The following is a 22,893-nucleotide window of genomic DNA, read 5'->3' as shown; positions in this document are numbered from 1 at the left end:
CCGGAGGTCGTCCGTCCCACAGCCTTCGCGCTCACGTCACTGCCCGATCTGGCCGATCGGGACGATCTTGCCGTTTTGCACCTTGTAGCCGTAGACCGCGGGCGCCTGCAGCTCGCCCTTGTCGTTCCACTTGTAGTGCTTGCTCAGCCCGTCGGCGTCGTAGGTCTTGACCCAGTTGAGCAGCTTCGCCCGGTCCTGGTTGCCCTTGTCGATGCCGGCCAGCAGCACCGTCGTGGCGTCATAGCCCTCGATGGAATACGTTCCGGGCTGGGCGTTCGTCAGGGCCGTGTAGGCCGTGGCGAACGACGGGATCAGCTCACCCGGGATGCACGGGCAGGTGAAGAACGCGTTGGCGGACGCATCGCCGGCCTGCTTGATGAACTGGTCATCCTTCAAGCCGTCGGGGCCGACGAACGGGCCGGTGTAGCCCTTGCCGACCAGCTGCTGGTCGAACGGTGCCCCCTCGGCGTAGTACCCGGAGTAGAACACCGCGTCGGCCTTGGCGTTCATGATCTTGGAGATCGTGGCCGAGAAGTCCTTCTGCCCGGTCGTCACCTTGTCCAGCCCGACCATGTTGGACCCGAGCGCCTGCGACGTCGTGGTGCCCAGGCCGATGCCGTAGTCGGAGTCGTCCTGGACCACGTACACCTTCTTGGCGCCGAGCTTGTCCACCATGAACTTCGCGGCCGCCGGCCCCTGCACGGCGTCATTGCCCAGGCCGCGGAAGAACGTGGACCAGCCGTTGTCGGTCAGCGTCGGGTTCGTGGCGGCCGGGGTGATGTGCACCAGCCCGACCTGCTGGAAGATATTGCCGGTGGCCTTCGACTCGCCGGAGAACGGCAGGCCGACGACGCCGATGATGTTCGACTCCTTCGTCACCTGGGTGACCGGGCCGGTGGCCTTGTTCGGGTCGCCTTCTGTATCGAACTTCTTGAACTGGACCTGGCAGTTCGCGTTGCTCTTGTTGTGCTGGTTGATGGCCAGCTGGATGCCGTTGTAGATGTTGATGCCAAGCTGGGCGTTGGCCCCGGTCTCGGCGCCCACATAAGCGATGGTCGTCGTCGAGGGGCAGGTTGCCTTGCCGTCGCCCGCGGGGAGCACCGCGTCCTTCGGCGTTTCGATCGAGGTCAAGACGGGAATGTTCGATCCGGCGCCGGTGGTGGCGCCGCCGCCGGTGGCCTGCGGAGCGGCCTGGTTCGCGCACGAGGCCAGCAACATGCCGACCGTCGCCGCCGCCGCGAGGGTAGTGATCGCCTTCTTACGGTACATAGATTTCGCCTTCCAAAATCCGCCGCACTGACGGCAGGCGTGGGTGCCTGCCGCGACCATGCGGATCACGTTTCTTGAGACTACCGCCACAAATGTGCCGCATGGCACATTCAACTCGGTTAAGTTCGGGTAACGGTTACCGGAGAGTACGACGACGTGGGTAGGGGACGCGAAAACGGTGATCGAGCTTGTCGAGATCCGGTGATCGAGCTTGTCGAGATCCTTGGTTTCGACAGGCTCAACCACCGGTGATCGAGCCTGTCGAGATCCTGGGTTTCGACAGGCTCAACCACCTGGGTTTCGACAGGCTCAACCACCGACGGTTTCGGCAGGCTCAACCACCGAGGGTGGCGATGACCTTGTTCAGCGTCGCGGACGGACGCATGACGGCGGCGACCTTGGCCTCGTCGGGACGGTAGTAACCGCCCAGGTCGACCGGGGAACCCTGCACGTCGAGCAGTTCGGCGACGATGGCGTCCTCCTGGTCGGTGAGCGCCTGCGCGACCGCACTGAAAGCGGCAGCCAGTTCGCCGTCGTCGTTCTGCTCGGCCAGCTCCTGGGCCCAGTACCGGGCCAGGAAGTAGTGGCTGCCGCGGTTGTCGATCTCGCCGACCCGGCGCTTCGGTGACTTGTTCTCGAGCAGGAACGTGCCGGTGGCGCGGTCCAGCGTGTCGGCCAGGATCTGGGCGCGCTTGTTGCCCGTGGTGGTGGCCAGGTGCTCGAAGCTGACGGCGAGGGCCAGGAACTCGCCGAGCGAATCCCAGCGCAGGTGGTTCTCGGCCACGAGCTGGGCGACGTGCTTCGGGGCGGAGCCGCCGGCCCCCGTCTCGAACAGGCCGCCGCCGGCGATCAGCGGGACCACGGAGAGCATCTTGGCGCTCGTGCCCAGTTCCAGGATCGGGAACAGGTCGGTCAGGTAGTCGCGCAGCACGTTGCCGGTGACGGAGATGGTGTCCTCGCCGCGGCGGATGCGCTCGATCGAGAACCTGGTGGCCTCGATCGGGGATAGGATCCGGATGTCCAGGCCCTCGGTGTCGAAGTCCTTGAGGTATTCGGTGACCTTGGCGATCAGGTTGGCGTCGTGCGCCCGGGTCGGGTCGAGCCAGAACACGGCCGGGGTGGCGGAGGCGCGGGCGCGGGTGACGGCCAGCTTGACCCAGTCGCGGATCGGGACGTCCTTGGTCTGGCAGGCGCGCCAGATGTCGCCGGCGGACACGGGGTGCTCGATCAGCACGTCGCCGGCGGTGTTGACGATCTGCACGGTGCCGGCCGCGTCGAGGATGAACGTCTTGTTGTGGCTGCCGTATTCCTCGGCGGCCTGGGCCATGAGGCCCACGTTCGGGACCGTGCCCATGGTGGTCGGGTCGAAGGCGCCGTTCGCGCGGCAGTCCTCGATGACCGCCTGGTAGACGCCGGCATAGCTGCTGTCCGGCAGGACCGCGAGGGTGTCGTGTTCCTTGCCGTCCCGGCCCCACATGTGCCCGGAGGTGCGGATCATGGCCGGCATGGACGCGTCGACGATGACGTCGGAGGGGACGTGCAGGTTCGTGATGCCCTTGGCGGAGTCGACCATGGCCAGGGCCGGGCCCTCGTCGTAGCCCTTCTTGATGGCGGCCTCGACGCCTTCCTGAACATCCTTGGGCAGCGAGTCCAGGCCGTTGAGGATGGAGGCCAGGCCGTTGGCCGGGCTCAGGCCGGCGGCGGCCAGCTGGTCGCCATACCGGGCGAACAGGTCGGGGAAGTATGCCCTGACCACGTGGCCGAAGATTACCGGGTCGGAGACCTTCATCATGGTGGCCTTCAGGTGGGCCGAGAACAGGATGCCCTCCTCCTTGGCCCGGGCCACCTGGGCCTTGAGGAATTCGTCGAGGGCGGCGGCGCGCATGACCGTGCCGTCCACGACCTCGCCGGCAAGCACCGGGAACGCGTCCTTCAGGACGGTGACGGTGCCGTCCTCGGCGACGAACCGAATGCTGACCAAGTCGTCGGCGGCCAGGACGACGGACTTCTCATTGTGGCGGAAGTCGTCAGCGCCCATGGTGGCGACGTTGGTCTTGGACTCGGGGCTCCAGGCGCCCATGGTGTGCGGGTTCTTGCGGGCGTAGTTCTTCACGCTCAGCGGCGCCCGGCGGTCCGAGTTGCCTTCGCGCAGGACCGGGTTGACGGCGCTGCCCTTGATCTTGTCGTAGCGGGCGCGGATGTCCTTTTCCTCGTCCGTGGACGGATCGTCCGGGTAGTTCGGCAAGTCGTAGCCCTTGGCCTGCAATTCGGCGATGGCGGCCTTCAGCTGCGGGATCGAGGCGCTGATGTTCGGGAGCTTGATGATGTTGGCTTCCGGCTTCTTGGCCAGTGCGCCCAGTTCGGCAAGGGTGTCGGGGACCCGCTGCTCTTCGGTGAGGTAGTCGTTGAAGACGGCGATGATGCGCCCGGAGAGTGAGATGTCACGGGTTTCCACGTCCACACCGGCGGTCGAGGCGAACGCCTCGACGATCGGCAAGAGCGAGTACGTCGCCAGCATCGGCGCTTCGTCGGTGTGGGTATAGATAATCTTTGCCATGGGTGAGGCGTCTCCTACGAAAAGTCGATGGATGGCTGTGGATCTTTCCGGATTTCAGCAGTCCCAGCTTACCCGAGGCGGGATTGGGGGCTCACACGCGATTCCCCAGATAATTCAGGTTTCGGGCCGGGAAACGTGCANCCGGATACGCACTACGTGCATTATCTGGGGAAACTCGGCACTGGGCGGCGCTCAGGGGCGCCAGCCGCGCGACCAGAGTGCCTGTTCAAAATGCGCGGCCACCCATGCGTCGCCATTGCGCATGTCATCCGCATAGATTTTCACCTGCCGCCATCCGCGTTCGGCCGTCAACCGGTCACGGAGACGGTCCGATGACTGTTTCTCCGGCGTGAGGTGGCGCCAGCCTTCGTATTCCCCGCAGACCTTGAACGCCTGGCACCCCAGGTCCGTCCAGACCGGGGCTTCCCCGGGTTCGCCCTCGATGGGGAAATTGGGCGTGAACTCGGGCAATCCGGCCCGGACAAGGATGAGGCGGAGATGGGTTTCCCGGACGGAGTCCACCCCCACGCGCATGAGCCGCACGGCTTCCCTGGCCAGCGGCAATCCCCGGACACGTGACTGGGCCAGGACATACGCCCTCAAATCCGCCGCCGACACCCGGGCGATGCGCGGCCGGCCAAAGTGGCGATGATGCTCGGAGACGAGGTGGTCCGCCGCCGCGACAAGGTCGTCGAGCCGCAGGATTGAGGCCAGGTCCAGCCACGTCCGGGCCAGCGAGGTGACGGGAACTCCGCCCACCAGGACCACCTCCGGTGGTTTGAGCCGGCATTCATGGCCGATCACGCCGCGCCGGCGCGGCGCCTTGGCCGCCGCCGGCCGACTCAGGTGGATGAACGGCTCGGTTTCATGCTGGCGCGGCAGGGGGATGCCGTGCAACAGGGCCGCCGTCGTGTGGCTGGCGCACGCCCCGGGCGTCAGTTCGGTGTAGGGGCGCACCCGATCGAGCAGCGACTGGTCCGCACCTTTGGGGATCCGAACCATCCGGCTGGGCGTCCACAGGTCGCCGGCCCGCAACCGGTTGGGTTCCACACCCAACCGTGCGGATTCGACCGTGGTGAACGACGCCCTCGCAAGGGGTCCGGGCAGGGCTGGACGCTTGACCATGGACCCATGGTCCCCGCCTTCCGGATTTCCCGCAGAAGTTATCCACAGGCTACGCGAGGGCGTCCCGGAAGGCCCGGCCCCAAAGCGCGATTCCCCAGATAATGCAGGTTTCGGGCCGGGAAACGTGCAATATCTGGGGAAGCGCGCTCGAAGCTCCGACGTCGCAGGGAAAACGCGCTAGTGGAACTAGTGGAAGAAGTGCCGCGACCCGGTGAAGTACATGGTGACGCCGGCGGCGTTGGCCGCGGCCACCACCTCGTCATCGCGGACCGAGCCGCCGGGCTGCACGACGGCGCGGACGCCGGCGTCGATGAGGATCTGCAGGCCGTCGGCGAACGGGAAGAACGCGTCGGAAGCGGCCACGGACCCGCGGGCCCGCTCCGGGGCGCCGGTCACGTCGCCACCGGCCGCACCACCGGCGGCGTCGACATCCGACGAAACCGCCACGCCCAGGGTGTTGGCGCGCTCCACGGCCAGGCGGCAGGAATCCACCCGGTTGACCTGGCCCATGCCGATGCCGACGGCGGCACCGTTGGCGGCGAGCAGGATCGCGTTGGACTTCGCCGCCCGCACGGAACGCCACGCGAACGCCAGGTCGGCCAGCGTGGCCTCGTCCGCGGCGGTGCCGGCGGCGAGCGTCCAGTTCGCGGGGTTGTCGCCGTCGGCGTCAATGCGGTCGCCCATCTGGACGAGCATGCCGCCGGAGACCTGACGCGCCTCGGCCGGGTAGCGGTCGTAGCCCTCGGGCAGCGCGAGCAGGCGGATGTTCTTCTTCGCGGAGAGGATCTCCACGGCCTCCGGTTCGAAGTCGGGGGCGACGACGACCTCGGTGAAGATGCCCTTGACGGTGCGGGCCATGCCGGCCGTGACGGTGCGGTTGGCGGCGATCACTCCCCCATAGGCGGACACCGGGTCTGTGGCGTGCGCCTTCGCGTGGGCGTCGGCGATCGGGTCGGCCGCGCCCGGGCTGGCCACGGCGATGCCGCAGGGGTTGGCGTGCTTGATCACGGCGACGGCGGGCTCCGCGAAGTCGAACGCGGCGCGCAGGGCGGCGTCGGCATCGACGAAGTTGTTGTAGCTCATGGGCTTGCCGTGCAGCTGGTCGGCCTGGGCGATGCCGGCCGGGGCGGCCTGGTCAACGTACAGCGCGGCCTGCTGGTGCGGATTCTCGCCATAGCGCAGCACCTCGGAGCGTTCCAGCGCGAAGCCGGCGTAGGCGGGCCAGTGGATGGCGCCGTCACCGTCCTCATCCGTGAACTGCGCGGCGGTCCAGCCGGCGACGGCGGTGTCGTAGGCGGCCGTGTGGGCAAAGGCCGTGGCGGCCAGGCGCTGGCGGGCCACCAGGGTGAAGCCGCCCCCGGCGGCGGCGGTGACGACGTCGCCGTAGCGGGCCGGGTCGACGACGACGGCCACGGACGGGTGGTTCTTGGCGGCGGCGCGGACCATGGACGGTCCGCCGATGTCGATCTGCTCGACGACGGCATCCTGGCCGGCGCCGGACTTCACGGTCTCCACGAACGGGTACAGGTTGACCACCACCAGGTCGAACGGCTCGACGTGCAGGTCGGCGAGCTGCCGGACGTGGTCGGGCAGGCGGCGGTCGGCCAGGATGCCGGCGTGCACCATCGGGTGCAGCGTCTTGACACGCCCGTCCAGGCATTCGGGGAAGCCGGTCAGTTCGGAGACCTCGGTGACGGGGACCCCGGCGGCGGCGATCTTCGCCGCGGTGGACCCGGTGGAGACGATCTTGACGCCCGCGGCGTGCAGCCCCGTGGCCAGCTCCTCCAGCCCCGTCTTGTCGTAAACCGAGATCAGGGCCCGGCGGATGGGAACACGGTCAAGTGGGCTGGTCACAGAATTTCTCCCGGGGTTGGTCGATGATGGCGACACGTCAAGTTTAGGCCACCCCATGTGGGTAGGCTGTCCCCATGAGTGACCGTGACGTGCGCCACGCCCGCAACGATTCCACGCCCGGGACCGACGAGGTCCCGGCCGACGCCGCGCAGGTGCGCCGGCTCGCGAACGCCGTCATCTGGCCGGGTTTCGTCGGCACAAGCGCCCCGGCCTGGCTGTGCGACGCGCTGGCGGACGGATTGGCCGGCGCCGTGTACTTCGCGCACAACATCGACCCGGACGCGCCGGGCCAGGTGGCGGCGTTGTCCGCGCAGATCCGCGCCGCGAACCCGGCCGCCGTGATCGGCGTCGACGAGGAGGGCGGCAACGTCACCAGGTTGCAGGCGCGTGAGGGCTCGGGCATCCCGGGCGCGGCGGTGCTGGGCGCCCTGGATGATCGGACGACGACGGCTGCCGCGGGACGCGCGATAGGTCGCCTGTGCCGGGCGGCGGGGATCAACCTGGCCATCGCCCCGGTGGCGGATGTGAACACGAACCCGCGCAATCCGGTGATCGGCGTGCGCGCGTTCGGGGCCGAGGCGCCGCTGGTCGGCACGCACGCGGCCGCCGCCATCGAGGGCATCCAGTCGATGCGGGTGGGTGCGTGCGCCAAGCACTTCCCCGGGCACGGCGACACGGTCGCGGACTCGCACCTGTCCGCCGCACGCGTCGAGCTGTCCCTGGACCAGCTCACGGCCGAGCACCTGCCGCCGTTCCGGGCGGCCGTGAACGCCGGCGTGACCGCCGTGATGACCGCGCACATCATCGTCCCGGAACTGGGGGAGGCACCGGCGACGCTGAATCCGCGGGCCATGGGGCTGCTGCGCGGCATGGGGTTCGACGGGCTGCTGGTCACCGACGCGCTGGACATGGCGGCCGTCCGGGAGAGTGTGGGCGCCGGCGAGGGCGCCGTGCTCGCCTTGTTGGCCGGCGCCGACCTGCTGTGCGTCGGCAATCCCCTCAATGCGTACACGACCGGCCGCGATGACGAGGACTGCTATCGGGAGGTGCGCGACGCCCTGGTCGCCGCCGTCGACTCCGGCCGGCTGCCGCTCGACGTGCTGCGCCGGGCCGGGGCCCGGATCGCCGCGTTCGCCGCCTGGTCGGGCCAGGCTCCCACCGAACCGGCGGGCCAGGCGGCAGCGGACGCGCGGATCGACTGGGTCGATGTGGCCGCCCGCGGCTGTTCCATCGACAGGGCCCTCGGGTTCGCCTGGCTGGGGTTGAAGGACAATTTCACCATCGTGGCGGACGCCCGCACGGGACACAACATGGCCGCCGGACCCACGGCGAACTTCCTGGCCACGGCGCTGGAGGTATACCGGGGCGTCCAGACGTTTGCGGCCGCCGGTCTGGCCGGCGACGCATTGGCGGAGTTCGCGGACGAGCTGGCCGAGCGCGTCGAACACGGCGACCAGGTGCTCGTCCTGGTCGATTCGCTGGCCGACCCCGGCCAGCAGGCCGTGCTGTCTGCCGTCGCGGAACTGGTGCCGACGGCGCTATGCATCAACGCCGGCGTCGAACCGGCCAACGGCGCCGGCAGTCCGCTGACCACGGTGCACTGCCACGGTTTCAGCCGCGTCACGGCCGAGGCCGTGGCCCGGCTGCTGGCGGTCGGCTGCTGAGCCGCCGGAGCATGTTGGGAACACCATGACAGACCCGACCGCCCCGATCCGGGGCGAATTGGACGTGCTCGTCACCGAGGCGGCGAACCCGGCCTATCCGGACCTGGCCGCCCTGGCGACCGTGGAACTGGTGGCGGCCATGAACGCCGAGGACGCCCGGGTGCCGCGCGCCATCGAGGCCGCGCTGCCCGTGATCGCCGGGATCATCGACGAGGTCGCCGCCCGGATGGGCCGCGGCGGCCGGCTCATCTACGTGGGCGCCGGCACGCCCGGCCGGCTGGGCGTGCTGGACGCCAGCGAGTGCCCGCCCACGTTCGGCACCGACCCGTCGCTGGTCGTGGGCGTCATGGCGGGCGGCGCGTCGGCGATAACCCAGGCCGTCGAGAACGCCGAGGACAACACGGCGGCGGGTGCCGCCGACATGGCCGCCCTCGCCCTGGCGCCGGACGATTCGGTGATCGGCATCGCCGCCTCCGGGCGCACCCCGTACGTGCTGGGGGCCATCGGGGCGGCGCGGGCGGCCGGCGCGTTCACGGTCGGCTTCGCGTGCAACACCGGCTCCCGGATCGGCGCCGCGGCCGACGCGGCGCTGGAGATCGTGGTGGGCCCGGAGGTGCTGACGGGGTCCACGCGGCTGAAGTCCGGCACGGCGCAAAAACTGGTGCTGAACATGATCAGTACCATCACGATGGTCCGGCTCGGCAAGACCTACAAGAGTTTCATGGTGGACCTGCGCGCGACCAACGCGAAGCTGCGGGCGCGCAGCGAGCGCACGCTCATGCGCGCCACCGGGTGCGACGCCGGCACGGCGGCCACGGCGCTGGCGGCGGCCGGCGGTCACGTCAAGACGGCCATCCTGTCCATCCTGACGGGGCTTCCGGCCGATCGTGCCGCGGCGCTGCTCACGGAACAACACGGCTTCCTGCCCGCCGCGCTCGCGTCGGTGCCGGCGGACGACGGCGGCACCCGCCAATGAGCCCGGCCCGCCCGGGTGCGGGGTACCGGCCCGGGACCCGGGATCCGCTGGTGCGGGCCGTCCAGGCGGTGCTGGATGCCGCCGTCGGGGACGGGGTGGCGCCGTCGGCAACCTGTGCCATCGCCGTCAACGGCGACGCGTTGCCCGTGCTCCACGCCGGTGACGGCACGCCCGGCACGTTCTACGACCTGGCGTCCGTCACGAAGCTGTTCAGCACGGTCACGGCGCTGGCGCTCGTGGATGCTGGCCGGCTGACGCTGGACGAGCCCGTGGCCCGCTGGTTGCCGGAGTATGCGCAGGGGGCGAAGGCTGCCGTGACGCTGCGGCACCTGCTCACGCACACGTCCGGGCTGCCCTCCGAGTGGCGGGGCTGGCACCGGGCCCTGTCCGAGGGGCTGCCGTTCGACCGGGATGCGCTGGTCACCGACCTGCTCGCCACGGCGCTGGAGGCGGCGCCGGGCACCCGGTTCGCGTATTCGTGCGCCGGGTTCAACACGGTCATGGCGCTGACCGAACGCGTCACCGGCGAACCGTGGGCGCGGCTGGTCACGGATCTGGTGCTGGAGCCTCTGGGCCTTGAGGATGCCGTCAGGGGCAACCCGCCAGCACACCTGTGCGCGCCGACGGAATTCCAACCGGAGCTGGGTCGCGGCGTGGTGCGGGGCATCGTGCATGACGAGGCCGCGTGGTCGCTGGGCGGGGTCAGCGGCAACGCCGGCCTGTTCGCCACGGCGCCGGGCCTGCGGCGATTCGGCGAGGCGCTGCGCGCCGGGCTCGGCGGCGTACTCTCGCCAGCGCTGGCCGCGGACATGTGGCGCAGCCAGTTGCCGGAGGTGTTGGGCGGTCATTTCGATCCCGCCGCCCCGGGTTTCGGGCACGGCCTGGGCCTGCGCATCAACCAGCAGCCGTGGATGGGCGTGCAGGGAACGTTGGCGCGCGGGCACGGCGGCTTCACCGGCACGTCGCTGCTCGTGGACCGGCACGCCGGGATCACGATCGCCCTGCTCACGAACAGGATCCACCCGCGCCGGGACGGCAATGACGCGACCGAACTGCGCAGGGCCGTGTCCGACGTCGTCCGGGCCGGGGCAACTACAGGTCGCTGCGCGCCAGATCCTTGATCCAGGCTTCGGTGGCCTCGCCACGCAGGTGGTCGGTGGTGACCTGCAGCCGGGCGGCGCGAATACGCACCCGCTGCTCGTCGGGCGGCACGGCGGCGGGTGCCACGCCGGCGACCGGGCGGGTCGCATCCAGTTCACGGATGGCGGCGACCGCCAGGATCTCGGCCTCCTCGGGACCGGCCAGCCGGCTGTGCGCCAGGACGTCCAGGACGCCCAGGCCCACTTCCCGGCTGGCCACGTCCGTGGACAGCGATGCCGACAGGGCCCACTGGGCCCGGTCCCACCATGCGGAGCGGCGGTCGGCGGCACGTTGTTCACGGTAGGCCACCCACGCCACGACGGCCGCGATCAGGGCCGCCAGCAGTATCGTCAGCGGACCCAGCGCGCCGATCACCGTCGCCCACGGGACCTGATCCGATGCTTCCGCCACGTCCATGAGTCGAATTGTACGACCCTTTGACGCAAGCGCACCCTCCCAGCGAGCGTCCACCAATCGGGCTTAGGCTGGGCACGTTCCAGCACGCCAACCCCAGGAGTCGTCATGAGTTCCCTGCTTCCCACCGCCGCAAGCACCGCCGGCCTGATCGGCGGCTACCAGGCCGCCCGACTCACCGGGATCCGGCCGCTGGGCGGGGCCGTCCTCGCCGTGGCCGGCGCGGCGGCCTTCGCCGGCTGGAAGAGGAACGCGGGCACCGCCGCCGCGATCGGGCTCACGGCCACGTACCTCGGCGCGTTCGGTGCGTCGCACCCGCTGGCCAAAAAGATGGGTGCCTGGCCGTCCGTCCTGGCCGTGACCGGCGCGGTGGCCGTGGCCTCACTGGTGTTCGGCCGGAAGCGGAAGTAACCCGAGGCGGCCCCGGCCCGCCCCTGACGCAACTGGTGGGCAGTAGATGTCGAAAATCCGGGCAAAACGAGCATCTACTGCCCACTCGTTCGCGAGACGCCGCCACCCTGCTCCCAGGCGACGGCCGCCGTACATTCACCCAGTCAGCACCAAGCCCCGACTGGCACGATCCCCAACCCGGCCAACCTTTACGGTCACAGCACTGAGCCGGCCGCCAGCTTGCCCAGGACCTCGATGAGCAGCGCCCGCTCGGCCACCTTGATGCGTTCGTGCAGCGTGTCCTCGGTGTCGTCGTCGAGCACGGCCACGGGGGCCTGGGCGATGATGGGTCCGGTGTCCACGCCCGCGTCGGCGAAGTGCACGGTGCAGCCGGTGACCTTGACACCGTAGGCCAGGGCGTCGCGCACGCCGTGGGCGCCGGGGAACGACGGGAGCAGGGCCGGGTGCGTGTTGACGTAGCGGCCGGGGAACGCGTCGATGAAGCCGGGCGCCACGATGCGCATGAAGCCGCTGGAGACGACGTAGTCGGGTTCGTAGGCGGCGACGGCGGTCAGCAGCGCGGCGTCCCAGTCGGCCCGCGTGGCATAGTCCCTGAAGTTGACGACGAACGTTTCCAGGCCGGCGGCGGCGGAGCGCTCGAGCCCCAACGTGCCGGGCCGGTCCGCACCGACGGCCGCGATTTCGACGGGCAGGTCACCGGACTGGACGGCGTCGATGACGGCCTGCAGGTTCGAGCCGGCGCCGGAGACGAGGACAACTATGCGCATGGTTTCACTGTAGGTCAGCGACGCCGGATGACCCTATTCGGCCGCCTTGCGGGCGGCCGGCTCACGCTCCAGCCACGGCCCCAGCACTGACCCGGCGACGACGCCGACGCCCACCTCGGCCCCCACCCAGGCCGCCGTCGTCAACGGGTCCGGGCCCAACGTCGTCAACCGGCCCAGCCCGACGGAACCGTGCGCCAGCCAGGCCGCGACAAAGGTGGGGATGGCGGCGCACACGCCGGTGACGGCACCCAGGAACAGCGTGGACAACGGAAGCGAGAGCCATCTGGACGGGAGCTTGATCGACAGCCACTCGTCCACGTGGTTCTCGCCCGTCCGGACGAACCACCAGCCGGCCAGGATGCCGGCGAGGACGGGCAACGCCAGGGCGGCGAGGGCCCACTGGTTGTCGCCGGTGGGGATGGCGGCGAGCACCGGGATGGGCGGCACGGGCGCCACCGTGGTGGCCAGCGGGGTGACGGTGGATCCGGCCCCGAGCGCGAACCCGGCGCCGCTGGCCCAGGCCAGCGCCCAGACGGCCAGGTTGGGCAGGTAGCCGAGCTGGGCGATGGTGAGCACGGAACCGCCCACGACACCGGGCTGGAGGCCCTGGTACACGGAGACGATGTCGGCCCAACGCACGGCCAGGTTCACGGACAGCAGGACGGCGGCCAGTGCCATCGAGGCAAGGAATCCGACGAAGCCGCCGCGCACCACCGCCCAGGCGTAGGACCCGGCCCAGCGCTGCTGCTGGCTGGCCTTGGTGATCCAGCCGGCGGCGTTCACGCCGATCAACCGACCCCAGGACCCCGCCTCGCGACGGGCGCCGATGACCAGGCCGAGTCCGGCGGGGATGAGTGGCACCAGGGTTCCGGCGAGCAGCGGGATGCCCACGCCGGGCACGCTGCAGACGAAGGCGGTCGCCAGGCCGGCGCCGGCGTAGACCACCAGCGCGCCAAGCAGCGGCTGCCACAGCTGGTCCGTGTAGGAGGCGCGGGCCAGCCGGCGCCCGGCACGCCACGCGAGGAGGAAGGGGATGAGGGTCAGCCCGTACGGGACCAGGTGGAGGATCCCGGTCTGGACGGAGGCGGAGCTGGGGCCGTCCGTGACCGTGAGCGTCAGGGGAACGCCGTGGACGACCATCCAGGCCTGGCCGGAAAGGGTCGCCAGGGCGGCGATGCTCTTGTCGGCGAACCCGCCGGTGGCCCACACGCCGAAGAGCGGGACGACGACCACGACGGCGGACATGACCATGATCTGGGCCGATTCAAACGCGCCTTGCAGCCAGAGCGGCATGGGCCATCCGTCACGTTGGCCCCGGGCCGCTTGCTTGTTCATCGTGTTCCATCGTGCCACGAGTCGCGGTCCCGGTCGGGGTGCAACGCCGGGATTGGACGCTGCGCTTAAACACCACAGCGCCTAAACACCACGGGGCTTAAACACCACAGGACCGGGAAAATCCCGGTCCTGTGGTAGATATCCGAACCTAGATGGCCTGGATGTTCACTGCCTGGGGACCCTTCGGGCCCTGCTCGACATCGAAGGAGACCTTCTGGTTCTCTTCGAGGGAGCGGTAGCCGGAGGAGTTGATCGCGGAGTAGTGCGCGAAAACGTCCTGGCTCTGGTCATCCGGGGAGATGAAGCCGAAGCCCTTTTCAGCGTTGAACCACTTGACGGTACCTGTTGCCATTGTTTCTTTTCATTCCTTCTGAAGTTTGGAGATTCCGCCCGACCGTCGGGCCTCCAGTTACGGTGTTCGCCCGCTTCTCCAGAAAAGCGGCGTCTCCCTTTCGGGGCGGCGCCGCTTCCACTACAAAATGCGCAACACTACAACTACGTCCCAGTATACATAGGCTCGGGCGGAATGCCAGCCAAAAATGAGAGGTGCGTCACGCGGCGTGCCGGACAGGCCCCCGGTCTGCGGCGATTCCCCGTGAATATGGGCTCTCGGACGTGACGCGAAGCATGCCGTTTCCCCCATTTTCGGCTGGAATCAATGTGCCGCCGCCCGTAACCCGGATGGTCACGCCCGCGCCAGGATCCCGGCGAAATCGCACGACGACGGCAGGTTGCCGTAGTTGAAGCGGCGGTCCGGTCCCAGCCGGGAGACGACGAACGCGTCGGACACCGCCGGCGGCGCGTACCGGAGGAGCAGTGACGCCTGCAGGGCCAGCGCCAGCGTCTCGACGAGGTTGCGGGCCTGGTCCGCGAAGTCCCGTGGCGCGCGCCGCACCGGGTCGACGTGGCCCTCCAGCCCGGCCAGGAAGTCGTCATAGACGGCATTGGCCCCGCGGGCGAGCCCGAGTTCCGCCAGGAACGCGTCGATCGATCCCGGGTCGGTCCCCAGCGCGCGCAACACGTCGAGCGCGATGACGTTCCCGGTCCCCTCCCAAATCGCCATCACCGGTTGCTCCCGGTAACGCATGGCCAGCGGGAAATCCTCGGTGTACCCGTTGCCGCCCAGGCATTCCATCGCCTCGTAGGCGTGGTTGGGCCCCCGCTTGCACACCCAGAACTTGGCCACGGCCGTCGCCAGGCGACGGAACGAGTGTTCGGTGGCGTCGCCGTCGTCGTACGCGCGCGCCAACCGCAGGCCGACGGCGGTGGCCGCCTCCGCTTCCAGCGCCAGGTCGGCGAGCACATTGGTCATGGCCGGCTGGTCGGCGAGCAGCCCGCCGAACGCGGTGCGGTGCCGGGCGTGCCAGAGCGCCTCGGCGACGCCCTGGCGCATGCCCGCCGCCGTGCCGAGCACGCAGTCGAGCCGGGTCCGGGCCACCATGCCCATGATGGCGCGCACGCCCCGGCCGGGCTCGCCGACACGCCAGCCGGCCGTGCCCGCGAACTCGATCTCGGCGGAGGCATTGGACCTGTTGCCGACCTTGTCCTTCAGCCGCTGGATCAGGAACGGGTTGCGGCCGCCGTCGGGCAGCACCCGCGGCACGAGGAAGCAGCCCGGGCCCTCGCCGTCCTGGGCCAGGACCAGGAACGCGTCGGACATGGGCGCCGAACAGAACCACTTGTGCCCGGTGAGCAGGTACCGGTCGCCATCGGGCACGGCCCGCGTGGTGTTGGCGCGCACGTCCGAGCCGCCCTGCTTCTCGGTCATGGCCATCCCGACAAGGGCACCGGGCTTGCCCGGCGCCAGGGCGGGATCGTAGCTGCGCGAGTACAGCCGCGGCAGCCACTCCCCCGCCAGCTGCGGGTTCAGCCGGATTGGTTCGACGGCCGCGTGCGACATGGAAATCGGGCACGCGTGCCCGGGCTCCACCTGCGCAAACAGCATGAAGGCGGCCGCGCGGGCCGCGTTGGCGCCGGATGCGGGGCTCGCCCACGCCGAGGTGTGCGCGCCGGCGGCCACGGCCTGGCCCAGGATGCGGTGATACGAGGGGTGGTATTCGACCTCGTCGATCCGTTGGCCGTACCTGCTGTGCGTGTGGAGGACCGGCGGGTTCGCGTGCGCCAGCCGCGCGTCGTGCTGGAATTGGGCTGAGCCGACGACGGCGCCCATCGCCTCAAGCGGTCCGGTGGCGGTTGAGCTCACCCCGCCGATCGTCAGCAGGTAGTCCGTCAGCGGGATGTTGGCCGCGAACTCGTTGACGTCGACGCGCGGCGGCGGCTGGTTGAAGACGTCATGCGTTGCATCGGTTCCGGCGGCAATGGCGGTCATGCTCAGATGCTACGCCCCCGTGCCTTACGGACCGTGGACGCGCGCGTGGACACTCCCGTGGGCCGGTGGGACAATCGAACCAATCGGATCGGGTCTGGAAGTGGACTGCCATGGACGATGTTTCGGCTGCCCGTGACGCTCCGGAGGAGCGCGAATTAAGCACGGCCCTGGCGCGTCTGGTGGTCGAACGCATCGCGCCGGAGGAATTGGTGGTCTTCGACGAGACCGCGGAAGAGTACTTTGACGATCCGCGGAAGGCGCTGGGCGCGGGGCTGCGCGACGAACCGCTCGGCTTTGGCCTGGACCTCGCCCTGCTGACGCCTTTCGCCCTCGCGGTCGCGGGACAGGTCGTGCAGTTCATCACCGACCTCGTCGCCGGAGCGGTCAAGGACGAGGCCAAGCCGGTCGTTGCGTCGTTGCTGCGGAGACTGCTGCACAGGCCGGCCGAAGCCTCGACCAACGTTCCGCTGACGGTGGAACAGTCACGGCGGGTTCACGAAATCGCGGTCAGCGAAGGCCGACGATTGGGCCTGGCCGAACCGACGACGGCACTGCTGGGCGATGCCATAGTCGGCGCACTCGCGCTGGCCACCTGAGCGGGCGAGCTCCTCAACGAGCCGGTCATGACCGAGCAGCAGCTTCCGCAGCACCTCAGGGTGCACGTCCTGGCCTATCCTGCCCCGACCACGGGCCGTTTCCTCATCTTCGTGCTGGCCCTGCTCACGGCGGGCCTGTTCGTCGGGGACTGGCTGCACAATCAATCGCTCGGCGCCGCCTGGACGCGCACGGTGTACGAATGCGAGTCGGCCGCCGCGGGTTCGGGGGCCGGCCTTCCTCCAGGGGAGGCGCTGTTGACGCGCACGGCCGCGGCCCAGCGATGCGAGGCGCCGGCGGAACAGGGTCGCGCCCTGTGGTCGCTCGGGGGTGCGGCCGGTGCCGCCGCGGCGGGGATTGCCGTCATGTACATCGCCCCGCAGGTGATCCGGCGCCGCCGCCGGCTGGCACCACCGCGTCCCGGGCTGGCCGCCATGGCCCGGCACTTTGATGAACTGTCCGACCAGGCGGGGATGCGCCACCATCCGGCCCTGGCCATCGGTCCTGCCGGCCAGCGGGACGCCTTCTGCTTCGGCGTACCGGGGCGCTACGTGGTGGCCCTGCCCAAGGGTGCCGCCGTGCGCTGGCGGGACCCGACGGTGTTCGACGCACTGGTGCGCCACGAACTGGCGCACGTCCGCCACCACGACGTCGCGCTCTCCTGGCTTGCGCGCAGCATCTGGTACGTCCTTGGCCCCGTGCTCCTGCTGCCGGTGGTGCGGGGCCTGGTCTTCGGCGACCTGTCATTGTTCCCGGACTATGCGTGGCGGGCGGCCCTGCTGGCCGTGGCCGTCGAACTCACGGCGGCGGCCCTGCTGCGCACCCGGGAACATGATGCCGATCTCGCGGCAGCGCGGGGCGGCCAAAACCTCGCCGACCTGCGGACCTGCCTCGGCCGCCTTCCCGCCACCAGACCAACCCATGGATGGAACCGGATGCGGGCCCGGCACCCGTCGGCACAGCGACGGCGGGACGTCGTCGAGGCCCCCGAGATGGCGGCCCGGCTGAGGTTTCTTGACGCGGCCACGGCGGCCTTCCTGGCAGCCCTGTCCGTTCCCTTGGTCGTCGCGGCCCTTGTCCCGCTCCTGGCCGGCACGGGCGGCACCTCCTTCGCGGATCTGGCAGCCGCCCTGTTGACCGGACCGCTGATCGGCACCGCCGTGGGCTTGGCCCTGTGGCGCTCGGCCGCCATGACCCGGGCGGCGGGCGGACAGGCGGGTGTCCGGGACCGCACCGCCGCGCGGGCGGCGGCCGGGGTCGGCGTCGGCTTCGCGATCGGTCATGTCGCCTCACTCGGCCAGATCGGCTCCCAACCGGCCGACGTGCTACTGGACCCCTGGATTGTGGTCGCCATGGTCCTCGGCGCCGGTACGGTCGTCTTAAGCGCGGGCTTGGGGGACGTCTGGGCCGACGCCCTCCGCGGCCTGCGGCATCCGTGGCAGGCCTGGGGGACGGCGTTGGCCGCCAACATGGTGCTCTTCACGGCGGCGGCCTGGATTTGGGGCCGCATCCAGCTCAGTCTCGAGGACTTGGGCTGGGTCGCGGCCCGGATCTGGTTGGTCACCGGGCTTGCCGAACCGGTGCTCGTCAGCGCCATCGCCGTCGTGGCCGGTGTCGCCGCCGTCGGCCTGCTCCGCCGTTCGAGAAATGCGGCGCGACCGTTGCCGTCCTGGTTGTTCGACGGGCCCGCGATCGTGCCGTCCGCCGGTGTCCGGCCCGCCGTCCGATCCATCCGGTTTGCGGAAAGCAGCCGGGCCGCAATCGCCTGCGGCCTTGCCTGCGGCACCCTCACGACCGCCGTCCTGGTGGCGCGGCGCGTCCTGGCCGGACCGGCGGACACCGATGCGGTCCGTGAAGATCGGCTCTGGACCAGCATCTGGGTCTGCGCGGCGGCCTGGTGCGCGGTGTCGATCGCCGCCATGCTGTCCAGATCCCGGGCCGGCGCGGCCACCTCAGTAGTCGGTGGGTTTATTGCGGCAGCCACCGGCGTCGCGGGGTTCGTGGCCCTGAACACGGCCCTCGGCGGGTCGCTGACGTGGCAGTTCGTCGGGTTCGTCCTGTGGCCGGCGATCGGCCTTGGTTTTGTTCTCGCCCTGATCGCCGGCGCCCTGGCCGCGGCGCTTCCACCCCCGTGGCGTCCACGGGCCGGACGGGGACTGGCCCTGACCGTGGTGGCGGGAGCGGCGGCCCTCGTGCTGGGCACGGTGGTTGTCATCGCCGGCCGCTCGTTCACGGGCTCGTTTGCCGAGGCCATCGGCAGTGCGGCGGGCCAGGTCGCGGGCTCGACCGCCGCGGTCGACGACGCTGCCGAGGCGCAGTGGTACACCACCCAACTCGCGCCCGCGGTCATCGATGCCTATTCCGGCGTGTTGGCGCAGGTTCAGACGGCGGAGGGCATGGTCGGCCAGGACCCCGCCGGTGCCATGACCATCCTGCAGCTGGAGGTCATCCCGGCCCTCTCCGATCTTGAGACCGCGGCACGGGCATTCGTCCCGACGTCCAAGGCGGTCAGCACCGTCCACGCCGACCTGCTGGCGGCGATCCCGCTCACCAGGGAAGAATTCACTCAAGTCGCCAACGCCATCACGAATGGGGACCGTGCCGCGGCCGACCTCGCGCTGCAACTTCGGGCCCAGGAACGGCAGTTGTGGAAACGATGGCTGGACGGGGTCGAGCGGTTGAAGAGCGCGGCCGCGGCTTCCTGAGGCGGAACGGTTCACTGCTGTCTTGTTCACTGCGGTTATGCTCACTGCGGTTATGTTCACTGCGCGGTTTTGACGGTGCGGCGGAACACAATGGACATGTGAGTGACTACGCATCCGGCAACGATGGGCAAGCGGCCCTGCCCGGCCTCTCCGAGGAGGCCGATGCGGCCCTGCTCCGTGAGCTCGAGGAACTGCGTCTCGACAACGCCCGGTTGCGCAAACTCCTGGACCTCAGTGCGGCCGAAGCGCGGGCCGCCGTCCGTGACCAACCCATGCTGGCCGCCGTCGCCCCTGTGGGTCCGGTGACCATGGACTCGCCGCCGGAAACCAAGGTCCGGCTCTTCCAGGATCTCTTCCGTGCCCGCCAGGACATCTACGCGCTCCGTTGGGAGAACGTCACCGACGGCCGTTCCGGCTGGGTCCCGGCCGTGGCCGGCGGGTGGCGGAAGGGCCTGGACAGGGCGCACGCCAGCTTCCTGCCGCTGACACCGGCCGTCGTGGCCGATCACCTGCGCGGGCAACAGCACATTGGCCTGTACCCGCTCACGGAGGAGGACACGTGCTGGTGGGTCGCCGCGGACTTCGACGGCAACGCGGCCATGTTGGACGCCCTGGCCTACGTCAAGGCCGCCCGGTTCCGCGGCATCCCGGCGGCGCTGGAGGTCTCCCAGTCCGGCCGCGGCGCGCACGTATGGATCTTCTTCACCGCCGCGATCGACGCGTCCCTGGCCCGGCAGCTCGGCACCGGGCTGATCCATGAGGCCATGGGGCTGCGGGGCAGCATGAGCCTGGCCAGTTACGACAGGCTGTTCCCGTCCCAGGACACGCATTCCGGCAGGGGCATGGGCAACCTGATCGCCGCACCCCTGAACGGCAGGCGCCGCAAGCACGGGACCACGCTGTTCGTGGACACCACCACGCTGGAACCCTACGAGGACCAGTGGGCGTACCTGTCCAGCCTGGACCGGCTCTCCCCCGGCCGGGTCGCCACCCACGCGCGCCGGCTCCCGGCCGTCCGACTGGGCGCGGACGTCCGCCGGCTGGAGCTGCCCGAATCGTCGAAGATCGTCCCCCGCCCGGCCCTGGTCGTCCGGGCGGCCTTCGCTGCCCGGCTGACGGTCCGGGCCGCCGAACTGGGACCGGCCATGATCTCCGCCGTCAAGCACGCCGCGTCGCTGCCCAACCCCGAGTTCTACGAGCGCCAACGCCAGCGCCGCTCCACCTGGAACATCCCGCGTTTCCTGCGCAGCTATGACGAGACGCTCGAGGGCGACCTGATCCTGCCGCGTGGCCTTCTCCCCTTGTTGCGCCAACTGGTCGAGTCGGCCGGCAGCACGCTGCGCATCGAGGATCATCGCGACACGGGCACGCCGCAGGAATTCGGTTTCGCGGGGCGCCTGCACCCCGACCAACAGGACGCCCTGGAAGAACTGTCAGGGACGGAACAGGGCATCCTGGTCGCCCCGCCGGGGACCGGCAAGACCGTCATCGCGTGTGCGGCCATCGCCCGGCGCGGGGTGTCCACGCTCATCCTCGTCGACCGGAAGGCGCTGGCGGACCAGTGGCGCACCCGCGTGCGGGAACTCCTGGACGAAAAGTGCGGCCAGCTCGGCGGCGGCCGCGCCACGACGACCGGACGCATCGACGTCGCCCTGTTGCCGACCCTGGCCCGGCGCGAGAATGCCGCCGAGCTGACGGCCGGCTATGGCCTGGTGGTCGCCGACGAATGCCACCACGTCCCGGCCACGGCGTTCACCCACGTCATGAACCAGATCCCGGCCAGGTACTGGTTGGGACTGACCGCCACGCCCTACCGTCGGGACAAGCTGGACGCGCTCATGTACCACCAGCTCGGGCCGGTCGCGCACACCATGGCCGCGGCCGCGCCGGCGCAGCTGCCGCGGTATCCGAGCGAGATCCCGGCGCCAGCCTTGGAGCTGGTGGTCCACCCGACCGGGTACGTGTACGCGGGCGACGCCGACCCGTCCGAACCGGGCGGCATCGCCGCCATCTACAAGGACCTGGTCGCCGATGACGCGCGGTTTGAACAGATCCACGACGACGTCATGGCGGCTTACGCCGCCAACTCGCGGATCCTCCTGCTCACCACCTGGAAGGCCCACCTGGAGCGGTTCCGGGAACGCTTCGAGGCGGCGGGCATCCGGCCGGTCGTGTTCACCGGTGCGATGACGGCGAGCGCCCGGCAGGCCGCCGTCGAACTTCTCGACGACTCGGGCGACGACGAGCCGCTGCTGGTGTTGGGGACGGGGTCGTACATCGGGGAGGGCTTCGACTGTCCGAAGCTGGACACCCTGTTCCTGGCCGCGCCGATCTCGTTCAAGGGCCGGCTGGTCCAGTACGCCGGCCGCGTGACCCGCCCGTACCCCAACAAGGAGGTCTCCACGGTCCACGACTACCACGACGCGCTGACGCCGGTGCTGGCCGCGTCGTTGAACAAGCGGGCGCCGGGATATGTGCAGCTCGGCTTCCCGGATCCGCGGAAGCTGTGATGGAATCGGCCCGCCGGATTCACGGATGCGGGTGCAGGGGATCCACCCAAAAGACTTCCTCCGGCGGCTCGGCGGCCTCGATGTCCAGGTTGACGGCAATCGGATCCTGACCGCTGCGGACAAGCACGCAACTGAGAACCTCGGTCTGGTTCGCGTTGATCTCCTGGTGGGGTGTGAACGGCGGAACATAGATGAAATCCCCGGGCCCGGCCTCGGCGACAAACTCCAGGTTGTCACCCCATCGCATGCGGGCGCGGCCGCTCACGACGTAGATGACGCTTTCCAATTCGCCATGGTGGTGGGCCCCCGTTTTGGCGTTGGCGTCGATGGTGACCGTGCCCGCCCACAGTTTGGTGGCCCCCGCCCGGGCATGGGTGATGGCGGCCGCTCGCGTCATGCCAGGGGTTTGCGGCGTGTTGGGATCGAGTTGCGAGCCCGGAATGATCTTCACACCGTGATCGCGCCAATTCGGCTTTGACTCGGACCTCATGGAAACCCTCCAACAGACACCGCCAAGGGGCGTGTAGGCCATTTTCCTCCCGGGGCGCCATTGCCGCCATGGTGGTGCGCTTGCTTTCTATGCGTCAACGCGGAGGGTGGACCCGGCACGGGTCCCCGGATACCGTGGGAATCGTCGGCCGCCGGCACGCGGCGTCCGTCCTGAAGGAGGTTTTTGATGGCCACCCGAAAGAATTCACACGCCGGCTTCACCGTCCCCGGCCTCACCCTGACGAACGGCCACAAGGTCGGCGAGATCCTGCAACTGCGCCTGCACGCGCTCAACGACCTGCAACTCACGCTCAAGCACGCGCATTGGAATGTGGTGGGACGCAACTTCATCGCCGTCCACGAAATGCTGGACCCGGAGGTCGATGAGGTCCGCGGCATGGTGGATGAAACGGCGGAGCGCATGGCCACCCTGGGTGTCTCCCCCAACGGCCTGCCCGGCGAACTCGTCAAGTCCCGCAGCTGGGACGACTACTCGATCGGCCGGGCCGGCACCGGTGAGCATATTGCAGCCCTGGACCTGGTCTACAAGGGCGTGGTGGCCAGCCACCGGCAGGCCATCGGGGAGGTGGGCCCGCTGGACCCGATCACCGAGGACATGTTGATCGGCCAGACCGCGAAGCTGGAACACTTCCAATGGTTCCTGCGCTCGCACCTGGAGGACGGGGCCGGGAACCTGGCCGACGCCGCCGCGCACACCGAGAAGGCGGCCGCGGCCGCGGCAAAGTAGGCGCGG

The 22,893-nt window shown here is 69.9% G+C and carries 18 protein-coding genes; 8 read left to right on the top strand and 10 right to left on the bottom strand.

Annotated features, from left to right (window positions below; genetic code table 11):
• Window positions 1-36: 36 nt before the first annotated feature.
• The 4 genes from EJC77_RS07720 to purH form a co-directional block, all read right to left on the bottom strand.
• Window positions 37-1,269, bottom strand: a complete 1,233-nt coding sequence (locus EJC77_RS07720; protein ID WP_125611292.1) for a branched-chain amino acid ABC transporter substrate-binding protein — start codon at window positions 1,267-1,269, stop codon at window positions 37-39.
• 334 nt (window positions 1,270-1,603) lie between these two features.
• Window positions 1,604-3,826, bottom strand: a complete 2,223-nt coding sequence (locus EJC77_RS07715; protein WP_125611290.1) for an NADP-dependent isocitrate dehydrogenase — start codon at window positions 3,824-3,826, stop codon at window positions 1,604-1,606.
• Between the two features lie 192 nt (window positions 3,827-4,018).
• Complete coding sequence (locus EJC77_RS07710; RefSeq protein WP_240629923.1) at window positions 4,019-4,951, bottom strand: hypothetical protein; 933 nt, start codon at window positions 4,949-4,951, stop codon at window positions 4,019-4,021.
• A gap of 186 nt (window positions 4,952-5,137) precedes the next feature.
• Entirely contained in the window at window positions 5,138-6,862 is a 1,725-nt protein-coding gene (purH, locus tag EJC77_RS07705) for a bifunctional phosphoribosylaminoimidazolecarboxamide formyltransferase/IMP cyclohydrolase (RefSeq protein ID WP_125611288.1), read from the bottom strand.
• Between the two features lie 17 nt (window positions 6,863-6,879).
• On the opposite strand from purH, the gene EJC77_RS07700 reads away from it, so the two are divergent.
• The 3 genes from EJC77_RS07700 to EJC77_RS07690 are packed head-to-tail and all read left to right on the top strand — an operon-like array spanning window position 6,880 to window position 10,566.
• Complete coding sequence (locus EJC77_RS07700) at window positions 6,880-8,469, top strand: glycoside hydrolase family 3 N-terminal domain-containing protein (RefSeq protein WP_125611286.1); 1,590 nt, start codon at window positions 6,880-6,882, stop codon at window positions 8,467-8,469.
• Between the two features lie 25 nt (window positions 8,470-8,494).
• Entirely contained in the window at window positions 8,495-9,445 is a 951-nt protein-coding gene (gene murQ / locus EJC77_RS07695; RefSeq protein ID WP_125611284.1) for an N-acetylmuramic acid 6-phosphate etherase, read from the top strand.
• Window positions 9,442-10,566: a serine hydrolase domain-containing protein gene (locus tag EJC77_RS07690; protein ID WP_125611282.1), complete on the top strand. Its 1,125-nt coding sequence runs from the start codon at window positions 9,442-9,444 to the stop codon at window positions 10,564-10,566. The genes murQ and EJC77_RS07690 overlap by 4 nt, the downstream gene beginning before the upstream one ends.
• Here the strand turns inward: EJC77_RS07690 and EJC77_RS07685 are convergent.
• Window positions 10,538-11,002: a hypothetical protein gene (locus tag EJC77_RS07685; protein WP_125611280.1), complete on the bottom strand. Its 465-nt coding sequence runs from the start codon at window positions 11,000-11,002 to the stop codon at window positions 10,538-10,540. The genes EJC77_RS07690 and EJC77_RS07685 overlap by 29 nt on opposite strands.
• 105 nt (window positions 11,003-11,107) lie before the next feature.
• Between EJC77_RS07685 and EJC77_RS07680 the strand changes: the two genes are divergently transcribed.
• Window positions 11,108-11,410, top strand: a complete 303-nt coding sequence (locus EJC77_RS07680; RefSeq protein WP_125611278.1) for a hypothetical protein — start codon at window positions 11,108-11,110, stop codon at window positions 11,408-11,410.
• 194 nt (window positions 11,411-11,604) lie between these two features.
• On the opposite strand, the gene purN is transcribed toward EJC77_RS07680, so the two are convergent.
• The 4 genes from purN to EJC77_RS07660 all read right to left on the bottom strand — a co-directional run bounded on the left by purN (window position 11,605) and on the right by EJC77_RS07660 (window position 15,841).
• The gene (gene purN / locus EJC77_RS07675) at window positions 11,605-12,177 is read right to left on the bottom strand and encodes a phosphoribosylglycinamide formyltransferase (protein ID WP_125611276.1); all 573 of its coding nucleotides are present in this window, start codon (window positions 12,175-12,177) and stop codon (window positions 11,605-11,607) included.
• Window positions 12,178-12,210: 33 nt separating this feature from the next.
• A complete protein-coding gene (locus tag EJC77_RS07670; RefSeq protein ID WP_125611274.1) occupies window positions 12,211-13,512 on the bottom strand; it encodes a cell division protein PerM in 1,302 nt (433 codons plus the stop codon).
• Between the two features lie 148 nt (window positions 13,513-13,660).
• The gene (locus EJC77_RS07665; protein WP_038467205.1) at window positions 13,661-13,864 is read right to left on the bottom strand and encodes a cold-shock protein; all 204 of its coding nucleotides are present in this window, start codon (window positions 13,862-13,864) and stop codon (window positions 13,661-13,663) included.
• 333 nt (window positions 13,865-14,197) lie between these two features.
• The gene (locus EJC77_RS07660) at window positions 14,198-15,841 is read right to left on the bottom strand and encodes an acyl-CoA dehydrogenase family protein (protein ID WP_125611272.1); all 1,644 of its coding nucleotides are present in this window, start codon (window positions 15,839-15,841) and stop codon (window positions 14,198-14,200) included.
• A gap of 110 nt (window positions 15,842-15,951) precedes the next feature.
• Here EJC77_RS07660 and EJC77_RS07655 point away from each other — a divergent pair, with 110 nt between their 5' ends.
• The 3 genes from EJC77_RS07655 (at window position 15,952) to EJC77_RS21330 (ending at window position 21,650) form a co-directional block, all read left to right on the top strand.
• Complete coding sequence (locus EJC77_RS07655) at window positions 15,952-16,437, top strand: hypothetical protein (RefSeq protein WP_125611270.1); 486 nt, start codon at window positions 15,952-15,954, stop codon at window positions 16,435-16,437.
• Window positions 16,438-16,464: 27 nt separating this feature from the next.
• Window positions 16,465-19,140, top strand: a complete 2,676-nt coding sequence (locus EJC77_RS07650; RefSeq protein WP_125611269.1) for a M56 family metallopeptidase — start codon at window positions 16,465-16,467, stop codon at window positions 19,138-19,140.
• Between the two features lie 98 nt (window positions 19,141-19,238).
• The gene (locus EJC77_RS21330) at window positions 19,239-21,650 is read left to right on the top strand and encodes a DEAD/DEAH box helicase (protein ID WP_276309053.1); all 2,412 of its coding nucleotides are present in this window, start codon (window positions 19,239-19,241) and stop codon (window positions 21,648-21,650) included.
• A gap of 19 nt (window positions 21,651-21,669) precedes the next feature.
• Here the strand turns inward: EJC77_RS21330 and EJC77_RS07640 are convergent, their stop codons facing one another.
• Window positions 21,670-22,182 (bottom strand): cupin domain-containing protein, encoded by a 513-nt coding sequence (locus EJC77_RS07640; protein ID WP_205786981.1) that lies wholly within the window; start codon window positions 22,180-22,182, stop codon window positions 21,670-21,672.
• 144 nt (window positions 22,183-22,326) lie between these two features.
• On the opposite strand from EJC77_RS07640, the gene EJC77_RS07635 reads away from it, so the two are divergent.
• Window positions 22,327-22,887 (top strand): Dps family protein, encoded by a 561-nt coding sequence (locus tag EJC77_RS07635; protein ID WP_125611265.1) that lies wholly within the window; start codon window positions 22,327-22,329, stop codon window positions 22,885-22,887.
• The last annotated feature ends 6 nt before the right edge of the window (window positions 22,888-22,893 follow it).

It is taken from the genome of Specibacter cremeus (assembly GCF_003946885.1).
Lineage (GTDB): Bacteria > Actinomycetota > Actinomycetes > Actinomycetales > Micrococcaceae > Specibacter > Specibacter cremeus.
This window is presented reverse-complemented; position numbering and strand designations above follow the sequence as displayed.

What these genes read in the sequence shown, in the direction of transcription:
- EJC77_RS07640 (WP_205786981.1), bottom strand. Translation starts at nt 22,182, where the DNA reads ATGGCCTACACGCCCCTTGGCGGTGTCTGTTGGAGGGTTTCCATGAGG.
- EJC77_RS07720 (WP_125611292.1), bottom strand. Translation starts at nt 1,269, where the DNA reads ATGTACCGTAAGAAGGCGATCACTACCCTCGCGGCGGCGGCGACGGTC.
- murQ (WP_125611284.1), top strand. Translation starts at nt 8,495, where the DNA reads ATGACAGACCCGACCGCCCCGATCCGGGGCGAATTGGACGTGCTCGTC.
- EJC77_RS07665 (WP_038467205.1), bottom strand. Translation starts at nt 13,864, where the DNA reads ATGGCAACAGGTACCGTCAAGTGGTTCAACGCTGAAAAGGGCTTCGGC.
- EJC77_RS07685 (WP_125611280.1), bottom strand. Translation starts at nt 11,002, where the DNA reads ATGGACGTGGCGGAAGCATCGGATCAGGTCCCGTGGGCGACGGTGATC.
- EJC77_RS07670 (WP_125611274.1), bottom strand. Translation starts at nt 13,512, where the DNA reads ATGAACAAGCAAGCGGCCCGGGGCCAACGTGACGGATGGCCCATGCCG.
- EJC77_RS07650 (WP_125611269.1), top strand. Translation starts at nt 16,465, where the DNA reads ATGACCGAGCAGCAGCTTCCGCAGCACCTCAGGGTGCACGTCCTGGCC.
- EJC77_RS07715 (WP_125611290.1), bottom strand. Translation starts at nt 3,826, where the DNA reads ATGGCAAAGATTATCTATACCCACACCGACGAAGCGCCGATGCTGGCG.
- EJC77_RS07680 (WP_125611278.1), top strand. Translation starts at nt 11,108, where the DNA reads ATGAGTTCCCTGCTTCCCACCGCCGCAAGCACCGCCGGCCTGATCGGC.
- EJC77_RS07635 (WP_125611265.1), top strand. Translation starts at nt 22,327, where the DNA reads ATGGCCACCCGAAAGAATTCACACGCCGGCTTCACCGTCCCCGGCCTC.
- EJC77_RS07710 (WP_240629923.1), bottom strand. Translation starts at nt 4,951, where the DNA reads ATGGTCAAGCGTCCAGCCCTGCCCGGACCCCTTGCGAGGGCGTCGTTC.
- EJC77_RS07655 (WP_125611270.1), top strand. Translation starts at nt 15,952, where the DNA reads ATGGACGATGTTTCGGCTGCCCGTGACGCTCCGGAGGAGCGCGAATTA.
- purH (WP_125611288.1), bottom strand. Translation starts at nt 6,862, where the DNA reads ATGGGGTGGCCTAAACTTGACGTGTCGCCATCATCGACCAACCCCGGG.
- purN (WP_125611276.1), bottom strand. Translation starts at nt 12,177, where the DNA reads ATGCGCATAGTTGTCCTCGTCTCCGGCGCCGGCTCGAACCTGCAGGCC.
- EJC77_RS07660 (WP_125611272.1), bottom strand. Translation starts at nt 15,841, where the DNA reads ATGACCGCCATTGCCGCCGGAACCGATGCAACGCATGACGTCTTCAAC.
- EJC77_RS07690 (WP_125611282.1), top strand. Translation starts at nt 9,442, where the DNA reads ATGAGCCCGGCCCGCCCGGGTGCGGGGTACCGGCCCGGGACCCGGGAT.
- EJC77_RS07700 (WP_125611286.1), top strand. Translation starts at nt 6,880, where the DNA reads ATGAGTGACCGTGACGTGCGCCACGCCCGCAACGATTCCACGCCCGGG.